Annotated in this window: 15 protein-coding genes and 1 tRNA gene; 5 read left to right on the forward strand and 11 right to left on the reverse strand. The window is 66.7% G+C overall.

Annotated elements, in window-relative coordinates:
• Positions 1–69 precede the first annotated feature (69 nt).
• Positions 70–145: transfer RNA gene (locus tag AB0876_RS26695), tRNA-Lys, on the forward strand.
• Positions 146–213: 68 nt separating this feature from the next.
• On the opposite strand, the gene AB0876_RS26700 is transcribed toward AB0876_RS26695, so the two are convergent.
• Complete coding sequence (locus tag AB0876_RS26700) at positions 214–393, reverse strand: hypothetical protein (protein WP_491841394.1); 180 nt, start codon at positions 391–393, stop codon at positions 214–216.
• A gap of 807 nt (positions 394–1,200) precedes the next feature.
• On the opposite strand from AB0876_RS26700, the gene AB0876_RS26705 reads away from it, so the two are divergent.
• On the forward strand, positions 1,201–1,359 hold the full coding sequence (locus tag AB0876_RS26705) for a hypothetical protein (RefSeq protein WP_526043366.1): 159 nt from the start codon (positions 1,201–1,203) through the stop codon (positions 1,357–1,359).
• A 100-nt stretch (positions 1,360–1,459) separates the two neighbouring features.
• Here AB0876_RS26705 and AB0876_RS26710 read toward each other — a convergent pair whose 3' ends face one another.
• Positions 1,460–1,687 (reverse strand): DUF3618 domain-containing protein, encoded by a 228-nt coding sequence (locus AB0876_RS26710; protein ID WP_044524135.1) that lies wholly within the window; start codon positions 1,685–1,687, stop codon positions 1,460–1,462.
• Positions 1,688–1,792: 105 nt separating this feature from the next.
• Here AB0876_RS26710 and bcp point away from each other — a divergent pair, with 105 nt between their 5' ends.
• A complete protein-coding gene (bcp, locus tag AB0876_RS26715) occupies positions 1,793–2,266 on the forward strand; it encodes a thioredoxin-dependent thiol peroxidase (protein ID WP_491841133.1) in 474 nt (157 codons plus the stop codon).
• Positions 2,267–2,272: 6 nt separating this feature from the next.
• On the opposite strand, the gene AB0876_RS26720 is transcribed toward bcp, so the two are convergent.
• From AB0876_RS26720 to AB0876_RS26740, 5 genes are all read right to left on the reverse strand, one after another.
• Positions 2,273–3,262, reverse strand: coding sequence for a calcium/sodium antiporter (locus tag AB0876_RS26720; protein WP_491841132.1), 990 nt, complete (start codon positions 3,260–3,262; stop codon positions 2,273–2,275).
• 6 nt (positions 3,263–3,268) lie between these two features.
• Complete coding sequence (locus tag AB0876_RS26725; protein WP_526043367.1) at positions 3,269–4,597, reverse strand: dipeptidase; 1,329 nt, start codon at positions 4,595–4,597, stop codon at positions 3,269–3,271.
• Positions 4,598–4,700: 103 nt separating this feature from the next.
• On the reverse strand, positions 4,701–5,093 hold the full coding sequence (acpS, locus tag AB0876_RS26730) for a holo-ACP synthase AcpS (RefSeq protein WP_003880044.1): 393 nt from the start codon (positions 5,091–5,093) through the stop codon (positions 4,701–4,703).
• Positions 5,094–5,128: 35 nt separating this feature from the next.
• A complete protein-coding gene (locus tag AB0876_RS26735; RefSeq protein ID WP_526043368.1) occupies positions 5,129–14,380 on the reverse strand; it encodes a fatty acid synthase subunit beta domain-containing protein in 9,252 nt (3,083 codons plus the stop codon).
• 664 nt (positions 14,381–15,044) lie between these two features.
• Complete coding sequence (locus tag AB0876_RS26740; RefSeq protein ID WP_491841129.1) at positions 15,045–15,659, reverse strand: MerR family transcriptional regulator; 615 nt, start codon at positions 15,657–15,659, stop codon at positions 15,045–15,047.
• A 318-nt stretch (positions 15,660–15,977) separates the two neighbouring features.
• On the opposite strand from AB0876_RS26740, the gene AB0876_RS26745 reads away from it, so the two are divergent.
• Positions 15,978–17,246, forward strand: a complete 1,269-nt coding sequence (locus AB0876_RS26745; protein ID WP_463794571.1) for an MFS transporter — start codon at positions 15,978–15,980, stop codon at positions 17,244–17,246.
• Here the strand turns inward: AB0876_RS26745 and AB0876_RS26750 are convergent.
• Positions 17,231–18,451, reverse strand: a complete 1,221-nt coding sequence (locus AB0876_RS26750; protein ID WP_207549129.1) for a low temperature requirement protein A — start codon at positions 18,449–18,451, stop codon at positions 17,231–17,233. The genes AB0876_RS26745 and AB0876_RS26750 overlap by 16 nt on opposite strands.
• Positions 18,452–18,654: 203 nt before the next feature.
• Between AB0876_RS26750 and AB0876_RS26755 the strand changes: the two genes are divergently transcribed.
• A complete protein-coding gene (locus AB0876_RS26755; protein ID WP_463794568.1) occupies positions 18,655–19,242 on the forward strand; it encodes an AfsR/SARP family transcriptional regulator in 588 nt (195 codons plus the stop codon).
• Between the two features lie 135 nt (positions 19,243–19,377).
• On the opposite strand, the gene AB0876_RS26760 is transcribed toward AB0876_RS26755, so the two are convergent.
• The 3 genes from AB0876_RS26760 to AB0876_RS26770 all read right to left on the reverse strand — a co-directional run bounded on the left by AB0876_RS26760 (position 19,378) and on the right by AB0876_RS26770 (position 22,567).
• Positions 19,378–20,079: a twin-arginine translocation pathway signal gene (locus tag AB0876_RS26760; protein ID WP_526043369.1), complete on the reverse strand. Its 702-nt coding sequence runs from the start codon at positions 20,077–20,079 to the stop codon at positions 19,378–19,380.
• The gene (locus AB0876_RS26765) at positions 20,076–20,945 is read right to left on the reverse strand and encodes an Rv1363c family protein (protein ID WP_526043370.1); all 870 of its coding nucleotides are present in this window, start codon (positions 20,943–20,945) and stop codon (positions 20,076–20,078) included. Before AB0876_RS26765 ends, AB0876_RS26760 begins: the two co-directional genes overlap by 4 nt.
• Before the next feature lie 143 nt (positions 20,946–21,088).
• A complete protein-coding gene (locus AB0876_RS26770) occupies positions 21,089–22,567 on the reverse strand; it encodes a FadD3 family acyl-CoA ligase (RefSeq protein ID WP_526043371.1) in 1,479 nt (492 codons plus the stop codon).
• Positions 22,568–22,570: the final 3 nt, after the last annotated feature.

Below are 22,570 nucleotides of genomic sequence, written 5' to 3' on the forward strand. Positions count from 1 at the left end.
AAGCCCGTCCCAGCCCCGCCACCAGCGGATTTCACTGTTGAGAGAAACTCCTGTTATTGTCTCTCTCGCGCGCCGTTAGCTCAGTTGGTAGAGCAGCTGACTCTTAATCAGCGGGTCCGGGGTTCGAAACCCTGACGGCGCACCAACCAAAAACCCTGCCTCGGCAGGGTTTTTGCGTTTCAGGGTCTCAGAGTTACTGGGATTGCTCACCTGTCAGGCTCGGTACCTCTCGGCCAGTCGGTCGTCGATGCTGGGTTCAGCCTCTTCCAACAACATCTCCACGGCCCCGGCCAGATGCGCGGCCGCATAACCGTGATCCCGGTACTGCTCGCTCTTGAAGCGGTCGAGCTCCCTGCGCAGATCGCCCAGGGTTTCGTCGCTCACATGCGCCATATGGCTACCTCCCGTCGGTGTGACCACGGCTCACATCACCTTGCGGAGGTTCGACATGAGCCATTGGGTGTCGTCAGCGAATCCCGACGATGAGCCCGTCGGGATCGGCTCTACCGGCGATAGCCCATGCAGCAATCCTGGCAAACGGAAAATAAGTTAGCTGCAACGCAATACCCCCTTGTCACACGATTGTCCCGTGTTGCGGTCGGGATCAAGACCCAGGGCCGCCTCCCCGATCCTGACCCGACGTCGACCTTAGCTGGACACCTATGCACTAGCAACCGGTTCGACCAGAAAGACGCGTTCCCGCCCTGCTATGCAGGAGATTTCAGCTATCGCGCCTCGTCTGCACCGAGTTGCACAGGACACCGGCGATTACCAGACCGACACATGTTTGCCAATCGTTTTCCCCACCAAATCGGCGTGGATCAGGACGGAACAGCTGACCGCGCGTCACGCGACGCCAACATTCCAGCAAACTTTTCAGTGGATCGGTCCGATTACGTCCGTCGCCACGCACTCAGTTTCCATCCGCCACCAGGGCCGTCGGCCGAATTTGCGGTGAGCGGTACTCGTAACAGTCAAACACCCGTCGCCGACATACCTCGATAATGTGCTGATAACCGTGACGCAACCCGGCAAGTTGGGGTAATACTCCATTGTTGACGGAGTCGTAAGTTACTGCCTAGAATCCATCTTCAGCGCTTCCGCTGGTCAGACGCTAGAAACCGTGTTAATCTCAAGTTAGCTGATTAATTGCGATCCGGTACCGCATGGCGATTACGCCAAGATGAGGGGTGTTAGCTGATGCCTGCCGTAGGTGGCGCCGATCCCACAGCTGCAGCGACCGCCGCATTTGTTGCTGCGAACCAGCCCGTCATGGTGTATACCTGCAGCCGTCTGGGCCGCATCGCCAATCCCCCGAGTTTCTCGTTGGCGGACTGGCTCCTGTTCCGCCGCCGCTGAGCGGCGTATTCAGCTGGAGCCGCTGAGCGGCGTATCAAGCCGGAGCCGCCGCTCCGGGCGTCTCCGCAGGGCACACAACGCGCGCCCTGCGGATCGACACTCAGCGCCGCTTGATCCGTCGCACGACGACGAACACCACCAGCACTCCCGCACCGGCCAATGACGCCGTCACGGCGGGCTTCTTGATGAAGCCGATCACCGCCGACTTGAAATCGTCGGCCAGACGCTGCGGGTTGGCCCGCTCTGCCAGGGAGTCGACAGTCACCGCCAGCTGATCGCGAGCCTGATCGATGTCCCGCTTGATGCTCTCCGGGTCCCGGTTCGCCACTGTTTGCTCCTCCAAGCCGCTCCACGTCGTGCTGCCCTGCCGCACTACCCTAGATCAGCCGGCGCCGTGACGACGGAACCGGTCGACAAGAAGGGATACCCACGAATGCCGCAAACCCCGCGCCTCGAGGTGGGAGACACCGCCCCGGCTTTCAGCCTGCCCGACGCCGACGGCAACATCGTCAAGCTCTCCGACTACAAGGGCCGCAAGGTCATCGTGTACTTCTACCCCGCGGCGTCAACGCCCGGATGCACCAAGCAGGCGTGCGATTTCCGGGACAGTCTCACCGAACTCAATGGCGCCGGCCTCGATGTCATCGGCATCTCCCCCGACAAGCCGGAGAAGCTCGCCAAGTTCCGCGACAAGGAAGAGCTCACCTTCCCGTTGCTGTCCGATCCAGACCGTGAGGTGTTGACGGCCTGGGGTGCATTCGGCGAAAAGACCATGTACGGCAAGACGGTTCAGGGTGTGATCCGCTCGACGTTCGTCGTGGACGAGAAGGGCAAGATCGCCGTCGCGCAGTACAACGTGCGGGCCACCGGCCACGTCGCCAAGCTGCGCCGCGACCTGTCGGTCTGACACCGGTCAGGACTGGGTCGTCAGCAGGAACGTCAGGTAGCCGAGGTAGGCCGTGATCATCGCGGCCCCCTCGGCTCGGTGCACCCGCCGACCGGAGACGAAGATCGGGATACAGGCCAGGCTCGCCGCGACCATCAGTGGGATGTCGATCCACACGAGGTTGTGGGTCAGCTCGAGGCCCCGCGCGGGCACCAGGCACGTGATTCCCAGGATCAGCAGGATGTTGTAGACGCTGCTGCCGAGGAGGTTACCTACCGCGATGTCACGTTCGCCGCGCACCGTCGAGACGATCGTCGTGACCAACTCCGGGGCCGAGGTTCCGATCGCCACGACGGTCAGGCCGATGAGCGCGTCCGACACCCCGAATCCGCGGGCGATCCCCACCGCCCCGCCGACCAACCATTCGGCCCCGAGAATCACCACGGCGATACCGCTGACCGTCATGACCGTATCCTGAAGTGCGCCACGGCCAATCGGTTTCGTCTTGGCACCGCTTGACTGTCCCGTCGGGAAGGCTTCGGCGTATCCGGCGACGGTGGCCCGGCTCTCCCGCCGCGACATGCGGATCAGCACAGCGGTGTAGACGAGGGCTCCGGACACCAGGATCAGCCCGTCCACGCGCGACAACACCCCGTTGACGGCCAACACCCAGAGCAGCACCGCGGCTCCCGCCATCACCGGCAGGTCGAAGCGCAAGGTGCGCTGCTCGATCGCCAGCGGACGGATCAACGCGCTGAGCCCGAGGATGAACAAGATGTTGACGACGTTGGTGCCGGCGATGTTGCCGACGGCCAGTTCGCCGCTGCCGGTGGTCGCGGCGGTGATGCCGACAGCGAGTTCGGGAAGACTGGTGCCGATCGACACCACGGTCAGACCGATCAGGATCGGGCTGATTCCCAGGCGCGCTGCAAGTTTCGCACCGCCGCGGACCATCACCTCGGCGCCGATCGCCAAGGCGATCAGGCCGACGACGAACCAGCCGACGCTGCTGGCCATCTCGGGCTAACGGCCCAGCGCCTCGAGCAGTAACGCCTCGGCCGTCGCCGCTTTCTCGAGCACCCCGAGATGCAGGCTCTCGTTCACGCTGTGCGCCTGGGTGCCCGGGTCCTCCACGCCGGTCACCAAAATCGTCGCGGCCGGGAAGGCTTCGGCGAATTCGGCGATGAAGGGAATCGATCCGCCCATGCCCATGTCCACCGGGTCGGAGCCCCAGGCGGTCCGGAACGCCGTGCGGGCCGCGTCGTACACCGCACCCGAGGCATCGATCGCGTAGGGCTGGCCCACGTCGCCGGGAGTCACGATGACCTGGGCTCCCCAGGGCACATGGGATTCGAGGTGACGGGTCAACGCCTCCAGATGCGCGTGGGCGTCACCGCCGGGCGCGACCCGCATGCTGATCTTGGCGCGGGCCCGCGGGATCAGCGTGTTCGACGACTTGTCGATGGATATGGTGTCGATGCCGATGACGGTGATCGCGGGCTTGGCCCACATGCGTTGCACCACTGAGCCGGAACCGATTTCGGCCACCCCGTCCAGCAGACCGGATTCCTGGCGGACCCAGTGCGCACCGCGGTCGACATCAGCCGCGGTCGTTTCGTGCAGACCGGCGACCGCGACATTGCCGTCGTCGTCGTGCAAGCTGGCCAGCAGGCGGACCAACACGCTCAACGCATCCGGCACCACCCCACCCCACAGGCCCGAATGCAGGCCGTGATCCAGGGTCGCCACCTCGACCACGCAATCGGCCAGGCCGCGCAGGGTCACCGTCAGCGCCGGGATCTCGATGCTCCAGTTGTCGGAGTCGGCGATGACGATCACATCGGCAGCCAGGGCCTCTTTGTGCGCAGCCAGGAGTGCGCCCAGTGACGGCGACCCGGATTCCTCCTCGCCTTCGACGAAGACCGTGACACCGACCGGAGGCTTGCCGTCGAAGGCCCGGATCGCCGCCAGATGGGTTGCGATACCGGCCTTGTCGTCGGCGGTGCCGCGGCCGTAGAGCCGGCCGTCACGTTCGGTGGGCTCGAACGGTGCGGAATCCCACTGGGCCGGATCCCCTTCGGGCTGCACATCGTGGTGGGCGTACAGCAGCACCGTAGGGGCTCCCGCCGGTGGCGGGTAATGCGCGATGACGGCCGGCGCGCCGCCTTCGCTGACAATGCGGACGTCGGGAAAGCCTGCATCCGACAACAGCTTTGCGACCGCCTCGGCGCTGCGGTGCACTTCGTCGCGCCGGGCCGGGTCGGCCCACACCGACTGGATGCGGACCAGATCCTCCAGATCGGACCGTACCGACGGCAACACCTGCTGCACCCGCGCCACGACGTCACTCATGGTGACGACACTAGCCGCACTGTCGAACGCCGCGAACGTGCGCGAAGCGCGGCCCGATCACGGCGTGTCGGACAGCAGACGCGCACGCTCGCGGTGCAGAGGGTTAGAGCTCCTCGATGATCGCCACCGCGGCGGCGGTGTCGGCCTCGTGGGTGAGCGAGACGTGAATGGTCACGGTTTCGAGGTGCTTGGCGATCTCGCCGGACAGCCGCACCTTGGGCCGACCCCACATGTCGGTGACCACCTCGATGTCGCGGTGGATCCCCTCCGGCAGGGCCGGCCGCTTGGAGAACCGTGAGCTGGACCAGGCCTTGATCACGGCTTCCTTGGCCGCCCACCGGGCCGCCAGGTGCCGGGCCGCCGACGAACTCTTGTCCGCGGCGTCCCGGCGCTCACCCGGCGTGAACGTCTCGGCGAATACGGTTCCCGGCCGGTCCACCTGCTCGGCGAAATCAGGTATGGAAACCACATCGATGCCTATGCCCATAATCGCCATGGAAGCGAACCTAGCTCACCTCTCCGTGCCCGCACTCACCGCACATAGAGATCGTCGTCACCGAGGCGGGCGTCCGCGTTCAGCAACATCGCGGCTTCCTGACGCTTCTCCGGCACATCGTGGTCGAAGCGGCGGTCGGCGGGCTTCTCGTACATCGGACGCCCGCCGGCGATCGCTCCGGCCAGGCGGCGCTGACCGGCCAGCGTGCGCTGCTCGGCGCGCTTGCGGTAGTCGTCGCGCTCGGCCGGATCCAGTGACGCGATGAACGCCTCCGGATGCACCAGGGCAACCAGACCCGACACGTGACCGAACCCGAGGCTGGTGACCAGACCGGCCTTGAGCGGGAACTTCCCGCGCAGGTCGAGGGCCTCGCGCACCCAGACGAAGTGGCCGGAGGTGGCCAGCTCGTCGTCGACGCAGTCCAGGCTGCGGTTCGGCGGGATCACGCCGTCGCGCAGGATCTGGCACAGACCCATCATCTGGAACACCGCCGCGCCGCCCTTGGCGTGCCCGGTCAGCGTCTTCTGGCTGACGATGAACAGCGGCGCACCCTGCGAACGGCCCATCGAGTCGGCCAGCCGCTCGTGCAGCTCGGTCTCGTTGGGATCGTTGGCCAGCGTCGAGGTGTCGTGCTTGGAGATCACCGCGATGTCGTCGGCGCCGACACCCAGCTTGGCCAACGAGCGAGCCAGCTGCGAGTCCTTGCCGCCACGCCCGGCACCAAGGGCACCCAGGCCCGGAGCCGGGATCGAGGTGTGCACACCGTCGGCGAAGCTCTGCGCGTAGCCGACCACGGCCAGCACCGGCAGACCCATCTTGGCGGCCAGATCACCGCGGGCCAGCAGGATGGTGCCACCGCCCTGGGCTTCCAGGAAGCCGAGACGACGACGGTCGTTGGCGCGGGAGAACTTCGAGTCGCTGATGCCCTTGGCCCGCATCATCTCGGTGTCGGCCGTGGCGGCCATGTCACCGAAGCCGATGATGGCTTCCAGGGTCAGATCGTCGAAGCCGCCGGCGATCACCAGGTCGGCCTTGCCGAGGCGGATCTTGTCCACACCTTCCTCGACCGAGACGGCCGCGGTGGCGCAGGCGCCGACGGGGTGGACCATGGCGCCGTAGCCACCGACATAGCTCTGCATGACGTGTGCCGCAACGACGTTGGGCAGCACCTCCTGCAGGATGTCGTTCGGCTTGGCGCGGCCCAGCAGGTTGCCGTGGTACATGGTCTGCATCGAGGTCATGCCGCCCATGCCGGTGCCCTGCGTGGAGGCCACCAGGCTCGGGTGAACCCAACGCATCAGCTCGGTCGGGGTGAAGCCCGAGGACAGGAACGCGTCGACGGTGGCGACGATGTTCCACAGCGCAACCCGGTCGATCGAGTTGGCCATGTCCGGGGTGATGCCCCACACCGTCGGGTCGAAGCCGGTCGGGATCTGGGCACCGACCGTGCGCGACAGTTTGGTCTTGCGCGGAACCCGAATCTCGGTGCCCGCCTTGCGGATCACCTGCCAGTCACTGGAATCGGGAACCGGCCGGGCCACCGTGTGTTCGGGGTCGAAGGACACGAATGCCCGGGCATCGGCCTCACTGGAGACGACGAAGCTGAAGTCCTTGTCCAGGAACACGCTGACCAGCAGCGGCGAGGCGTGATCGGGGTCGATCGCACCGTCGTCCACGAATTCGCGGATGCCGCAACGTTCCACCACGGCGTCGTGGTAGCGCTCCACGATCTCCGATTCGGGCACCAGGTCACCGGTCGTCGTGTCGTACCAGCCGGCCTTGGGATCGTCTTCCCACTTGACCAGACCGGTAGTCCAGGCCAGTTCCAGCACGCCGGCCGCCGACAACTCGCCGGAGACCTCCATCTCGAAGCGGGTACGCGACGAGCCGTACGGCCCGAGCTCGGCACCACCGACGATGACCACCAGGTCGGCCGGGTCGACGTCGAGGTCGGCCCACTCCGGCGCGGGCGCCGGGTTGTGTCCGCGCGGCGGGGACGGCAGCGCCGCAACGGTATTGCTACCGCCTTCCTCGTCCTCGGATTCGGCTGCGGCGCTGGACATGTCCTCGCGAGCCTTGGCAGCCAGCTCGGCCATGTCGATCTTGATGTCGCCCAGACCGCCGGTCAGGTCGGCCTTGATCGGCGCATTGGCCGCGGCCACCTTGGACTCCACCGTGCACAGGTTCAGCAGCATGGCTGCCATCTCCGCGGTGCTGTAGGTGGTGACGCCGGCCTCCTCGACCGCGCTGACGATGGCGTCGTTGTGCCCCATCAGCCCGGTGCCCTTGGTCCAGCCGATCAGCGCGTGCGCCAGGCTGACCCGCTCGGCCCACGAGCTTTCCGCGCTCCAGCGGTTCACCAGCGCGTCGAGCGCCGACTTGGATTCGCCGTACGCGCCGTCGCCGCCGAACATGCCGCGGTTGGGCGAGCCCGGCAGCACCACATGCAGGCGCGAGGCGATGTCACGCTCGGCACCGATCGTCGACAGCCCGCCGATGAGCCGCTGCACGGCCCACAGCAGGACCTTCATCTCCATCTCGGAGCGTGAACCCGCTTCGGAGAGGTCCCCGGCCACGCGCGGCGCGGCGAACGGGAACAGCAGCGTCGGGGTCTGCGCATCCTTGAGGTGGATCGATTGCGGCCCAAGGCTTTCGATCTGCTCGCTACCGACCCACTCGGCCAGCTTGTCGATGTCGGAGTAGGACGCCATGTTGGCCGGGACCACCCACAGGGTGGCGCCGAAGCGGGCGTTCTCGCGGTAGAGCTTCTTGTAGAACGCCAGCCGGTCGTCGTCCAGACGCGAGGTGGTGGCGATGACGGTGGCACCGCCGTCGAGCAGCTGCCCGACGACCGAAGAGGCGATAGAGCCCTTCGACGCACCGGTCACCACGGCGACCTCGTTGGTGTAGCGCCCCTTGCCCGGGTTCTCCGCACCGGCCGCGATGCGACCGAACAACGACGCGTGGATGGTGCGCCCGGCAGCGAGCGCCTTGCCCTGCCACCAATTCGCCTGCGTGGCAACGGCATGCCCGGCACCCTCGAACCGCTCCGACAGGTGCGGCCAGTCGGCGTCGATCTCACCCTCGTCTGCCAGCCACAGCTTGACCAGGTCCTCACGTGCGCTCGCCCAGCGGTCGTCGAACACGACGGCCTTCTTGGCATCGAACGCCGGAGCCACCAATCGCGGCCAATCCGAACCGAGTTCGGTGGTGACCAGGTCGATCAGCTCGGCATCGGTGGCAGCCTCGGGGGCGCCCACGGGCGCATCCAGACCGAGCTGACCCAGAATCGTGCGCGCGGCCGAGGCCAGCACGCCGTCGGGACCGGTGACCTTCTCGGCGAACTCGTTCAGCGCGGCCGAATCCACCACACCGCCACCACCGGCTCCGCCGGCCGAGGGCAGGCTCACCGGGACACCCCGACGCGCACCCACCGCGGCGACCGCGGCGTCGATGACCTTGTCGACGTCAGCGGCACTCGCCAGCGCGCCCGGGTGCAGACCACCCAGATCGCCGCCGCGAACGCTGCTGCCTTCACGGGTACCCATGGCCACCTCGACGGTGACGTGCTTGGCCCAGCCCGGTCCGAGTTCCCAGGTCTTGGTGACCCGCTCGGCGATGTAGCCCGGACGCTTGCCCGACGGGCCGAAGACCGTGCGCAGCTGATCGTTGATGGCGTCCGAGAGCACCGGGCCGAACGGCTTGTAGGTCCGGGCCAGCTTGCTGACCTGTCCCTTGAGCGCGCCCAGATCCGCCTCGGCGGCACCGTCGATGGCACCCAGGTTCAGCTCGGAGCCCAGGTCGACCAGCAGCTGGTTGCGACGCGAGGACGCACCGTCGGTAATGGACTCGATGGAGTCCAGCGCCTCGATCTGGTCGATGCGCATCTTGGCGCTCAGCGCGATGAGGCCCACCGTGGCGTCGGCCGCGTCGAACGTGATGTCGTCGGGCCGTGGGCCACCGGACGGAGCAGCCGGGGCGGCTGCGGGCGCCGGGGCCGCCTCGGCGGCCGGGGCGGCTTCAGCGGACGGGCTCGCCGGGCTTTCGTCGACCTCGGGCTCCGGCTCCGGATCGGTGTCGCTGGCGAACAGCACCGCGGCATCGCGCTCGGCGTTGAGCACCTCGACGGTGCTGTGGGCGTATTCGGGCAGCTTGAGCGTGTTGGTGGCCAGGCCGGCGACGGTCGGCGCGTTCTTCACGCCGATCTCGACGAACCGCTCCACTCCGAGTCCGCCTGCGGCCTCCTCGATGAACAGCAGGTCCTGGGTCTCGATCCAGCGCACCGGGCTGGCGAACTGCCAGGCCAGCAGCTCGATGACGACCTTGCGGCACAACTCGATCGGACGCTCGTTACGCCAGGTGTCGTAGTCGGCGAGGATCTCGTCGAGCGGCTCGGCCGGCACCAGATCCCGGATCTCCTGGATGAAGTCGCGGTCCAGCGTGAACGGCCGGGGCACCAGGTTCGGGATGTAGCGGCCGACGACCAACTCCGGGTCGCGATCGCGCGGCAGGACGCGTTCCAGGCTGCGCCGGAAATCGTCCACGCCCACGCGCAGCACGCTGGAGTGGAACGGCACGTCGATGCCGGGCACCAGGATGAACGACCGCTTGCCGCCGCTGATCTCGCGACGACGCTCGACCTCTTCCTCCAACGCCTCCAGACCGCGCACCGTTCCGGCGATCGCGTACTGCGAACCACGCAGGTTGAAGTTCACGATCTGCAGGAATTCACCTGTACGTGTAGCGATCTCGGCGACGAAGCTCTCGACGTCCTCATCGGCGAGGTCGATCTGCGACGGCCGGATCGCGGCCAGCCGGTAGTTGGACCGGCCCCGCTCGTCACGCGGCACGATGTCGTGCATCTTGGAGCCGCGGTGGAACACCGCCTCCAGCAGACCTTCGAGCTCGATCACTCCGGAAACGCAAGCCAGCGCGGTGTACTCACCGACGGAGTGACCGCAGGCGATCGCGCCCTCGACGAACGCACCCTGCTCACGCATCTCGGCAACCTGGGCGGCGGCCGTCGTGGCCATCGCGACCTGGGTGAACTGCGTCAGGTACAGCACGCCCTCGGGGTGCTCGTAATGCACACCGGAGGCGATCAGCGACGTCGGGTTGTCGCGGACCACGTGCAGCACCGAGAAGCCGAGCGTCTCTCGGGTGAACTTGTCGGCCTTGTCCCACACCTTGCGGGCGGCCTTGGACCGGGCCCGGACCTCCATGCCCATACCCTTGGACTGAATGCCCTGGCCGGGGAACGCGTAGACGGTCTTGGGTGCGGCCAGGCGTGCGGTAGCGGCCATCACCAGCTCGGAGCCGATGCGGGCCTGAACCTCGACAACCTCTGCGCCGACGTCGATTCCGACCCGGTCGACGCGGAAGTCGACCTCGTCGCCCGGCTTGACCATGCCCAGGAAGCGGGCGGTCCAGCCGACCAGCTTGGCCGGCGGAATCGGCTTGCCGTCGGTGGCGGTGACGACGTGCTGCGCGGCGGCGGACAGCCACATGCCGTGCACGATGGGCGATTCCAGACCAGCCAGCAGCGCGGCGGCCCGGTCGGTGTGGATCGGGTTGTGGTCACCGGACACCACGGCGAACGGCCGCATGTCCACGGGCGCACCGACGGTGACGTCGCGACGACGACGACGCGGGGTGTCGGTAGCGTTGTCCGAGATCGCGCCGCCGGCCCGGACCGGGTCGGTCAGCTCGGCCTCACCGGTGCGGCCGCGGATCGCGAACCGCTCCTCGAGCTTGGCCAGCTCGGTGCCATTTGCACTGGTCACGGTCACCGAAACCGGCACAACGCGGCCAACTTCGGTGTCATGTGCCGCCGAAGCCGTTGCGGTGACGGTCAATTCGGCGGGCTCGGTCGGGAGCGCCGACAACAGGTGCGCGGCGTGGTCCAGGTGCACGAGGCTCAGCAGACCCTCGACGACCGGGAATCCGGAGTCGGTGGCGGCGGAACCGATCGCGGCGAAGACCGCGGGCCAGCAGCGGCCGACCAGCGCGTCGGGGACGACGGTGAGCGTCGGCGCCAGCGGGGCACCGAAGGTGGCGGTGACGCCGGTGTGGTCGGCGACCTGCTCCGGGTTCCAGGCGACGGTGACCGTTGCGGCCCCGTCGACCACGGACGGCAGTGCATCCGGACCGTCGACGCCGGCGGCAATGGCGAGCACCGACCGCATCGCGGTCGCCGCATCGGCGACCTCGACGACCGGTGCGCCACCGCTACGGATGGCATCGGTCAGGGTGAACCGGATGTCGATCCAGGTTCCCGACAGCGGCACCGACAGCACCACGTGCCGATCGTCGGCGACCTCAAGCCGCGCTCCCGTGGACGGGTTTGTAGCGGAACGGTTCTCGTTCACCTGCCACGCAGAGGCGGGGGCGATCCGGTGCACCGGGTTGACCGAGGTGCGCCCGGCCCACAACACGTCGGGAGCGTCAAGCAGCACGGCCAACGGACCGGTCACGTCGTCGCGGCCCTGACGGCGCGACAGCACGGCCTGCGGCTGGGCACCGGCGGCCAGCGCCTCGTCGACGGCGGTCTGCTCGAAGCGGTCCAGCAGTTCGCCGACGGGCTCGTCGACCCGGGTGATGCCGGCCACCGCTTCGGTACCGGGGATGACGCAGACCTGATCGGCCGCGTAGCGCGCATCGTGGGCCTGCCACAGCGAGTCACTGCGCCACCAGCGGCGCACGTCCTTGTCGATCACCGGGACGAAGTTGACCGGCTTGCCCAGCGACTTGCACAGCTCGACGAAGAACGGCACGTCGGCCGGGTGCAGCTGCACCGATGCGGCGTCCGGGTAGGCCGAGACCAGCGCGGCCAGCGCGGTCTTCGGGTCCTCCAGCAGTGCCTCGCCGTCGCCGGCGGCATCGAACAGCGTCTCGATGGAGCCGAAATCCTGTGCACTCAAACGCGCTTCGGCGCGCTTGAGCATCTGCTCGAAGCGGTCGCGCCAGGTGATGTCCAGCCACGGCGAGTGCTCGCGCTTGGTGTCGGCGGTGCTGTTGCCCTCGCCGATCGCCAGCTCGATGTAGCGACGCAGCCACTGCAGGTAGGTCATGTCGGCGACATCACCGAAGTACGGCTTGGCGGTGTCGGCCATCGCGGCGATGATCTCGTCGCGACGGGCGGCCACCGCATCGGCGTCACCGGCCACCTCGTCGAGCAGCCGGCCGCAACGCGACGCGGTGTTGTCGATCTCGTGGATGTCGGCGCCGAGCTGGCTGCGCCCGGAGGCCATGCCGCCCGAGGCCTTGCCTGCCCCCACCCATGCGTCGGTGCCCTTGGTGTCCACCAGCAGCTGCTTGACCTGCGGGCTGGTGGTCGCTTCAAGGGTGGCCATGGCGGCGGTGCCGACCAGGATGCCGTCGATCGGCATCAGCGGGTAACCGTGGGCGGCCGACCAGCGTCCGGACAGGTACTCGGCGGAGCGCTCGGGGGTGCCGATGCCGCCGCCGACGCAGATGGTGATGTTGGACCGGCTGCGCAGCTCGGAGTAGGTGGCCAGCAGCAGGTCGTCGAGGTCCTCCCACGAGTGGTGGCCACCCGCGCGGCCGCCCTCGATGTGGACGATCACCGGCTTGGTGGGCACCTCGGCCGCGATCCGGATGACCGAGCGGATCTGCTCGACGGTGCCCGGCTTGAACACCACGTGGCTGATGCCGAGGTCGTTGAGTTCGCCGATCAGCTCGACGGCCTCTTCGAGGTCCGGGATACCGGCACTGACGATGACGCCGTCGATCGGCGCGCCGGACTGGCGGGCGCGCTGCACCAGACGCTTGCCACCGACCTGCAGCTTCCACAGGTAAGGATCGAGGAACAAGGTGTTGAACTGGATCGCCCGGCCGGGCTCCAACAGCTCACCCAGCTCGGCGATGCGATCGTTGAAGATCGGCTCGGTGACCTGTCCGCCACCCGCGAGTTCGGCCCAGTGGCCGGCGTTTGCTGCGGCCGCGACGATCTTGGCGTCGACAGTGGTGGGGGTCATACCGGCCAGCAGGATCGGCGAACGTCCGGTGAGACGGGTGAACTTGGTCGAGAGCTTGACCGAACCGTCGGGCAGGCTGACCACGGTCGGGGCGTAGCTCGACCACGGGCGGGCCACCTCTGGCACCGCGCCGATGGTGAACAGGTTGCGCTGGCCACCGCGGGTTGCGGCGGGCACGATCCCGATGCCGAGGCCGCGGACCACCGGGGCGGTCAGGCGGGTCAGGATGTCGCCGGGGCCGAGGTCAAGAATCCATCGAGCTCCAGCGTCGCTGATCTCGGTGATCTCGTCGACCCAGTCCACCTGGCTGACCAGGATGGACTCGGTCATCGCGCGGGCGAGTTCGACGTCGATGCCGACGGCCTCGGCCCAGCGGGCGACGATCTCGATGCCGTCGGCCAGACGCGGAGTGTGGAATCCGACCTCGACCTGCACCGGGTCGAAGACCGGGGCGAAGACCGCGCCGCCGCGGACTTTGCTCTTGCGCTCGGCCTCTTCCTTCTCAGCGATCTGGTTGCAGTACAGCTCGAACCGCGACAGCTGCTCGGGTGTGCCGGTGATCACAACGGAACGCCGACCGTTGCGGATGGACAGCACCGGGGGCAGCACGGTGCGCACGTCCTGGCTGAACTCTTCGAGCAGCTCGTAGATGCGCTCGGGCTCGGCATTGGTCACCGACACCATCGGCGGGCGGTCACCCAGCACGGTGATCCCGCGACGACGGGCGACCAGGGTGCCTGCTGCGCCGATCAGCTGCGCCAGCGCCAGCAGCTGCACGTCCTTGGCACCCTTGGCGGCCAGGGCCTCGACGGCCAGCACGCCCTGGGAATGCCCGGCGACGGCCACCGGCGGGGTGGCGGCCAGGTCCATGCCCTGACGGGCCAGTGCGCGCACCGCAGCGATCTGGGTGAGCAGGACGCCGGGCACCGACACCGCGGCAGAGGTCAGCTGCTTGTCGGAGGGCACCGGCTCCTCGGCGGCCAGCGCGCGGACCCACTGCAGGGGCTCGAACCCGATGGGCCGGACCACGACGAGCTCGGCGGCCACCGGCTCGAGCAGCAGCTCGGCCTCGCCGGCCAGGGTCGCCAGTTCGGCCTCGATACCGGCCGAGGACACCAACTCCTCAAGAGTCTCCAGCCAGGCGCTGCCCTGGCCACCAAACGCGACGGCGTAGGGCTCACCGGCGCTCAGCCGGTCCACGAGAGCGTGGGTGGAGTCAGCCTGCCGACCGTCGGATCCTGAGTCGTCGTTGCGACCGGCGGACACCCGGTCGTGTTCATAGATCGTCACTGGCGCTATCTCCTCGGTGCTGCTGTGGTTCTGCGGTGAATGGTGTCGCGTGTGGCTGTCGCGTGCGGTCTTGGTTATCTGTCTGCATGTCTGGGGCGGTGTGGCTGCCCGGCGACAGGCCAACGGCGATTCAGCGTCGAATCAGGCGGGGAACGCGGTGCCGCCGGAGTCCTCCGGACGGTGTCACGCACATTCCCGCCGTACTAAGAGTGTCATAAGAGGTGGTGGGCTTTTTCCGCCCAGATTGGTTACTGGCGAGTTCTACGCATGGGTAACCGCCGGTAACGTAACGCGGCGTCGAGTAGCGCCCAAAGACATTCGGGACAAACGTCCTGTTGGCAGGTGGTTACGGTCGAGTAGGGATAACTGCGCAGATCAAGGCAGTATTGTTATCGAATCGTTATCTAAATTTTCCGCCGCATCCGGGGCCGCGAACCGGCCGCGAACCAGCAGACAATCGAGCCGATTCTGTCTAGCGAATCACACGCACTCGGGCCGAAAGTTTGCTGGAATATCTTACTCGCCGGTAACTATTCAGTCCCACTGGCCGGATCTCGGCTTCAGGACATGGTTGATGTCGACGCCGATGCCCCCGACTTTGCGCTTGTCGATCTCGACCTGATGCAGGGGCGCGACCCACCGTTGACTTCCGGTGGATGGACGATCAATCAGCGGTGCCCACGCCCGCACGTAGGGCCCGGTCCACCCCGGCCGAGACCACCGCCCGGGCCAGCTCGGGCAGACCGGCATCCGAAGGGGCCCCCTGACATTCAGCGACGGCAGCGGCAGCCGACTCGGCCAGGTGATCGATCTCCGGCCCTGTCACCCGAGCGAGGTGGGCCATGCTGCGGACGAGACGCCGATGGTCCTCCGCGCCGTTGATGAGCGCGACCAAGGCGGGATCGGTCACTTCGATAGAACCGTCCACGACGTCCGCCAACCCGAACTCCACAAGCGTCCGGGCGTCATCTCCGGCCGGGTCCACGTTCAAAACCAGCGTCGTCGGCCGGTACCAGTCCGAAGCCCGGACTCCCAAGGCCTCGGCCAGATCCTTGCCGCCGCGCAACGCGACGAAGAACTCGGCGATGTGCGCCGAATTGAATCCCTTGGCCAGTAGCTGGCTGATCGATGTCAACTGATGCAGGTGCCGCTCACCGTAATACGCCGAGCGCCCGACGCGCCGCGGCGAATCGAGTAACCCGCGTTCACGATAAGCGCGGATATTGCGAGCGCTGACGCCGGAAATTCGCGCCAGGTCTTCAAGACGGTACTCAGCCAAGCCGGCGCCCTCCGCGTCGGTTTGAACAGCGATTCATGCCGACACCCTACTCCCCGGTTATTGGTGCGAGCGAATTCGCAGCTACAGCATTCCATCATCCGATGGCAGGATCTGCAGCGCGACCAGCTGCGGATATGTCTGCCACCCTCTCTCAACTTGTACATGAGAGTGCATTTTCAGCCAACTTGGTGAATCGATGGAAAACCGGGTTGGAGGCGAAATTCACAACGGTGACAAACGGGCGCTGTCGCTCGAACGCCTACGGTGAGAGACCATGTACGTCTGCCCCGCGAAACACATTTGACGAAAGGTGCCCGCGTGCGTCCCTGGATCGTTTGGGCCACCGGGCTGCTCGCGTACATCATCGCCGTTCTCGACCGCACCACCCTCGGCGTCTCGGGCCTGCAGGCAGCCGACAGATTTGCCGCAAGCCCGGGCGTGCTGTCCACATTCGTGGTGTTGCAGGTGATCGTCTACGCCGCGGCGCAGGTTCCCGCCGGACTATTGTTGGACCGCTTCGGTTCCCGGGTTCTCATCGTCTGCGGGGCCGCGCTGATGACCGCGGGGCAGCTCGTGCTCGCACTCAGCGAGTCACTACCCGCAGCCATCGGTGCGCGGGCCATCGTCGGCCTCGGCGACGCACTGACCTTCATCTCGGTTCTCCGTCTGGTGCCCCATTGGTTCGAGCCGGCTCGTGTCCCGTTGGTGGCCCAGTTGACCGGCATCTGCGGCCAGCTCGGCCAGGTGCTCTCCGCGGTCCCGTTTCTGGCGATCCTCACTGGTAGGGGCTGGACGCCCGCCTATCTGTCGGTCGCCGCATTCGGCCTGGTGGTGATCGTGTTGGCACTGGCGCTGATCCGCAACACACCGCACGGTTCGGCGATGACACCCGAACCGATCTCGATGCACACCACCCTGTCTCGCATCAAGACCGTCTGGCTCCGACCCGGCACCCGGCTCGGGTTCTTCACCCACATGGGCACCCAGTTCTCGGTGACGGTCTTCGCGTTGATGTGGGGGGTGCCCTATCTCACCGTGGCGCAGGGGCTTTCGGAGACAGCGGCGGGGTCGCTGCTGACCGTCTCGGTGGTGGCCGCCATCTCCGCCGGGATCATGATCGGTATCTTCACCGGGCGCCATCCACACCGCAGGTCGCGCCTCGTGCTCTGGATCATCGCCAGTAACGCCTTGGTGTGGACCGTAGTGCTGGCCCTGCCCGGCCCGGCGCCGGTGTGGTTGTTGGTGGTGCTCATCGTGGTCATCTCGGTGGGCGGCCCCGGGTCGATGGTCGGCTTCGACTTCGCCCGCACGTTCAATCCGAGTCACAACCTCGGCACCGCGCAGGGCATGGTGAACATGGGCGGTTTCCTGGCGGCACTGCTGGTGATGCAGGCCATGGGACTGATCCTGTCCGGCACCGACAGCTACTCGTTCGCCTCGTTCCGCGTGGCATGGTCCGTCCAGTACGCGGTGTGGGTCCTCGCCACCATCGGAATCCTGATCACCCGCCACAAGACGCGCCGCCTACTGGCTGCCGAGCAGGAACGAATGCTGTTGGAAAGCTTCGAAACTCACCCCGGTCGATGAATGTCCAGACGCCGACTGACGATCGCCGCGGCATGCCGGTGCCCGACGGCCTCGAACCCGACGACGACAACCACGGGAGCCGCGGTGACGATCAACAGACACACCGCCATCGACGTTCCGGATGCGGCCAGCGCCACCGCAGCCACCAGCGCAGCCCCGGCCAGCACCAGCAACAGCGCGTGGAGCAGATCGGTCTCGCCCACCAGACATGAGTAGATGACGAACATCGACAACAGGTAGATGCCCACCGGGATGGCCACCGCCAGCACGGTGCCGACGGAATCCAGCTTCGACTGGCCGTCGACGTAGTAGGCGGCCACATGGAGCCCGGCGCCAGTCGCGACGATGGCACCGAACACTGCCACGTGCAGATAGCCGTACCAGAACGACAGTTGGCGCCTGGCGTGCAGCAACTCACCGGCCGGAATCAGGAAATACACCCACCACATACCGAAGGTCAGACCGGTGCCTGCGGCCACCAGCAGGATGGCGTCGGTGGACCAGCCGTGCTCCCCCACCGCTGCCGTCAACGACGCCACTGTGCCGACCACACCTTCGCCCAGCGCGATGATCGCGAGCAGTCCGTATCGTTCCGCGACGTGGTGGGCGTGCCATGGCGTGCCTCCCATGCGCCGCTCGGCCAGCAGCGGACCGCTGATCTCCACCAGCACCAGCCCCAGCGCGGTGACGAAGAAGACCGGAACCGAGGTCTCCACGAAGATCTGGACGATCCAGCCGATCTGGGCGACGACGACCGCACAGGCGTACGTCAGGCAGGCGGACCGATGTTGTCGATCCTGCGCAGCAGCCCGTAACCACTGCCCCACCAGAGCAATTCGCATCACCACATAACCGGCCACCAGTACCGAGTTGTCGACGTGCCCACCGTGTTCGACGGACGCGAACATCGCCGGTATGCCGAGCGAGAGGATGATGACGCCGACCATCTGCAGCATCGTCATCACGCGGTATACCCAGTCGTCGGTGTCATAGGCGGACGCGAACCAGGTGAAGTTCATCCACGCCCACCAGACCGCGAACGCAGCGAAGGCAAAGCCCACCAGACCAGCCGACACATGCCCCTCGGCCATCAGATGCGCGAACTGTGAGGCGGCCACCCCGAAGGCGATGACGAACGTCAGGTCGAACAGCAATTCCAACGGACTCGCCACCCGGTGCTGCTCGTGCGGGTCGCGTCCGGACATCCTGCTCAGGCGGTGGGATTGAACCGGGTTAGGCGTTTCTTCGTTCAACCTGATGTGTCCCTTTCTCACCACGCTTTCCCGCAATTCCATCGCATCCGGGCGCAGGACAGTGGATTGCCGACGGCGTGGTGGGCAGAAACTCACCGAAATACAAGTAGTCGACTACTGATGCCAGGGCTCCGGCCTCACTCGAGGATGTATATATGTCCAAGCAATTCAGGCTGAACCTCCTCGGCGAGTTCGCCGTGTATCGAGACACGGAACCGCTGGTGTTGCCGCCCTCGTGTCGCCGGTTGGTGGCGCTCGCCGCGGTGAAGCGCCGTGAGCTGCACCGCAGCTGGGTCTGCGACTTGCTGTGGCCGGGCAGCCCTCCGCACAAGGCGGTGTCCTCGCTACGTTCTGCGCTGTGGCGGTTACGACCGCTGGGCGCCGATGCGTTGCTCGTCGTGCGACACCAGTACGTCAGCCTGGCGCCCGAGGTGACCGTCGACTGGCACGAAGCGGTCGCCCTGCACGAGGCGCTGACCATGATCGAAGGACGGCCGGTGCCTGCGGGCGCTCATCCGACACTGCATCGACTGGTGCGCAGCGGTGACCTGCTCGAAGGCTGGACCGATCCCTGGTGCAAGACCGAGCGTGACCGCTACCGCGCCATCCAGCAGTCTGTTCGGGACATCCCCGACAGCGCCGTGCCGAGGCAGGTAACGCACTACGCAGTCGGTGGCTCTGCGCACCGTCCAGCCGCCCGCGGGGGCCTCCGCCACAGCGACAACGCATGGTGCCGGCCATGAGTGCGTTGCTGCTCGGTCTCGTCGCGGTCAGCGCATTCGCGACCGCATTGGCGGTGCACGAGCTGCAGACGTGGCTGGAGCGGTGGGAGTACGAGCGTCACGCTCAGGATTGACGCCAGTCGGTGGAAGGTCCCGCTACACCGGGTCGAACGACGAGATCAACCAGTTGCCGTCGATCTTGCTCATTCCCACTTTGACCGCGCTGGCGGTGAAGCTCCCGTTGGGGTTCTCGGCGCTCGTGGTGGCCTGGTTGACGAACACCAGCGCCACAGCGGAGTCGGGATGGATCTCCGAGATCGCCGAGCGCACCACCGCTGCGGTGGTCTTGACCGATTTCTGTTTCGCCGCCGGGGCGACGATCTCCTCAGTGAACTGGGTGTAGTACGACAGGAAATCGCCAGTCAGGTGCGTCTTGGCGGCTGTGAAGTCCCGGTCGAGACTGTCCGGCGCGTAGCTCAGCAGAGCCACGGTGCCGTCGCTCGCGGCCTTGAGTACCGTCGCGGAAGCTGCCGCACCGGTCTGCTGGTCGGTGCGGAACTGCGCGAAGTACAGCCATCCGGCCAGAGCTGCTGACGCGACCAGCGCCACCACCAGTGCCAGCGGGACCCACAGCTTCGCCAGCTTCTGAGACCACCCTGACGCGGGCTCGTCGGCTGCGGTGTCGGTGACGTCCTCTGCCACGTCGGCCTCCGTCGCCGCCTGCTGCTCGTCGGCCTCGTCGGTGTTCTCGGTCTCGACTGCCGTCTCGGTGCCGTCGATCTCGACTGCCGTCTCGGTGCCGTCGGTCTCGACTGCCGTCTCGGTGTCCTTCTCGGTCTTCTTGATGTCCACGGTCACGGCACGAACTCGACTTTCGACAGCTTGATCTGGTCGCCCTCGCGGACCATGTCAACGGCCACCCGCCACGGCCGCGGTTGCTTGTTGGCACCTGTGGTGTTGGTGACCTGGGTGTTGACCGCGACCAGGACCACTGCTTTGTCATCGCTCATGGTGTCCACAGCGGCGGCGGTCACTTTCGCCTCGGTCACCACCTTGGCGTCCTGGGCCAGCTTGACGAAATCTTTCGACTGCGACTCGAAATCGTCCCGGAACTCGCCCGTCGAGTTGTCGAGAATGTTCTTGACGGCGTTCTGAGCGTGGTTGAAATCCAGCGACATGAGCGTCACGACGGTCTGGCGGGCCGCGGCAGTGTATTCGGCCGCGAGTTGCTGGCGATGCTCAGCTTGGCGGTGGTGCCAGATCATCCAGCCGCTGGCGGCGAGCAGGCCCACGATGACGATGATCGTCAGGCAGCTCGCCAGCACCTTCCAGAACAGGCGCGAGACCTGCAGCCGCGGCAGGCGACGCGACGACGTGCCGTCGGCGACCGCTACTGCTGTCTCCGGTTCGGCATCGTCGATCGATTCGGCCTCGACGGCTCCTGCCTCTGCATCTACGCCGGTGGTTTCGGTGATCTCAGGGGTATCGGAGCTTTCGGTGTCCGCCGGATCGTCGGCATCTTCGGTCACCGTCGTGACCACCGCGTCCGCGGCAGCCTGGTTGCGCAGCCGAATGGCGCGGGCCCTGGCGCGTGCGGCAGCCGCTACGGCCTCGGCCTCTGCGGCCTCGGCCTCGGCCAACTCGGCCTGTTCGAGTGCGTCGCCTGGCGACGCGTCATCTTCGCTAGTATCGAGTACCGGCGACGAAGGCTTGCGGGACGGCATGCCGACCTCCTGTCCGTTCAGCAGCCTGCTTAACGAGAATAACGTTATCAGTTTGCGGTAGTGACCCGAGAGTACATCATCGACAGCAGGCACTTAAATGGCCATTTACCTGCGGAAATGATGTTTACGTGCTGTGCGTTCACTTAGCCCGGGCTGGCAGTTATCCGGGACTCGAGCTGGTTCTTCATCACCTTGCCGGTGGCATTGAGCGGTAGTTCGTCGAGGAACTCGACATACCGAGGCACTTTGTAGCCAGCCATGCGCTCGCGGCTCCAGGCGATGAGGTCCTCGGCAGCCACAGGCGAGACCGCGGGCTCGGCCCGCAGCACGACGAACGCCTTGCCGACCTGGCCCATCCGCTCGTCGGCGACGCCGATGACGGCGACCTGGGCGATCGCCGGATGCTCCAGCAGGAATCCTTCGATCTCGGCGGGGTAGGCGTTGAAGCCGCCGACGATGAACATGTCCTTCTTGCGTCCGACGATCCGCAGCCGACCGGATTCGGTGAACTCGCCGAGATCTCCGGTGTGCAACCAGCCGTCGGGGTCGATCGCGTCGGCGGTGGCGGCCGGATCGTCCAGGTAGCCCTGCATCACGTTGTATCCGCGCACCAGCACCTCGGCGTCATCGGCGATGCGCACCTCGACGTCCCCGCACGGAAGTCCGGCGGTGGTGGCCACTTCCTCCGCCGAGTCACCGGGTCGTGACAACGTGACGTTGCCGGCCTCGGTGAGCCCGTAGCCGGTCATCAGCGTCTGGAACGGCAGCTCCTCACGGATGCGTCGCACCAGTTCCACCGGAATGTCGGCGGCGCCGGTCACCCCGGCGCGCAACGTCGCCAGCCGGTCGCGGTCGGCGACGGCCAGCAGCGAGTGGTACAGCGTGGGCGGGCCCGGCAGCATCGTGATGCGCTCGCGCTCAATGAGTTCCACGGCATTGTCGACGTCGAACACCGCGACCGGCAGCATGGTCGCACCGCGGAGGAAGGAAGCCACCAACCCGGCCTTCAACCCGAAGGTGTGGAAGTACGGGTTGATCATCAGATAGCGATCACCCTCGCGCAGATCCGCCAGGGTGGCCCACTCCTCGTAGGCCCGCAGCGTCTGACGATGATTCATCATCGCGCCCTTGGGCCTGCCGGTGGTACCCGACGTGAAGATGACGTCGGAGACGTCCGTGGGGCTCACGTCCCGGGTGAACGGGGTTCCACTGCTCAAGAAGTCCGACTTCAGATCGATCGTCGGAACATCGAGATCGGTCCCGGTGAACGCGAAATCCTGTCCCAGGAAACCCTTTTGGATCATCACCGCCTTGGCGCCGCTCCGCGCGACCACATCGGCGGCCTCGTCGGCCTTGAACCTCGTGTTGACCGGAACCAGGACGCCGCCGGCGGCCATGATCCCGAACGCGGCGATGATCCAGTCGGCCGAGTTGGGCGCCCAGACCGCGACCCGGTCCCCCTTGTCGACGCCGAACTCGGCGAACGCACCCGAAGCCCTCCGGATGCGCTCGACGAGTTCGGTGAACGACAGACGCAGCGGACCGTCGACGACAGCTTCGGCCTCGCCGAACCGGTCCGCTGCACTCAAGACCATCTCGGGGATGGTCTGCCAGTTCGACACCCG

This window comes from Mycobacterium sp. NPDC049093, from assembly GCF_040704635.1.
Lineage (GTDB): Bacteria > Actinomycetota > Actinomycetes > Mycobacteriales > Mycobacteriaceae > Mycobacterium.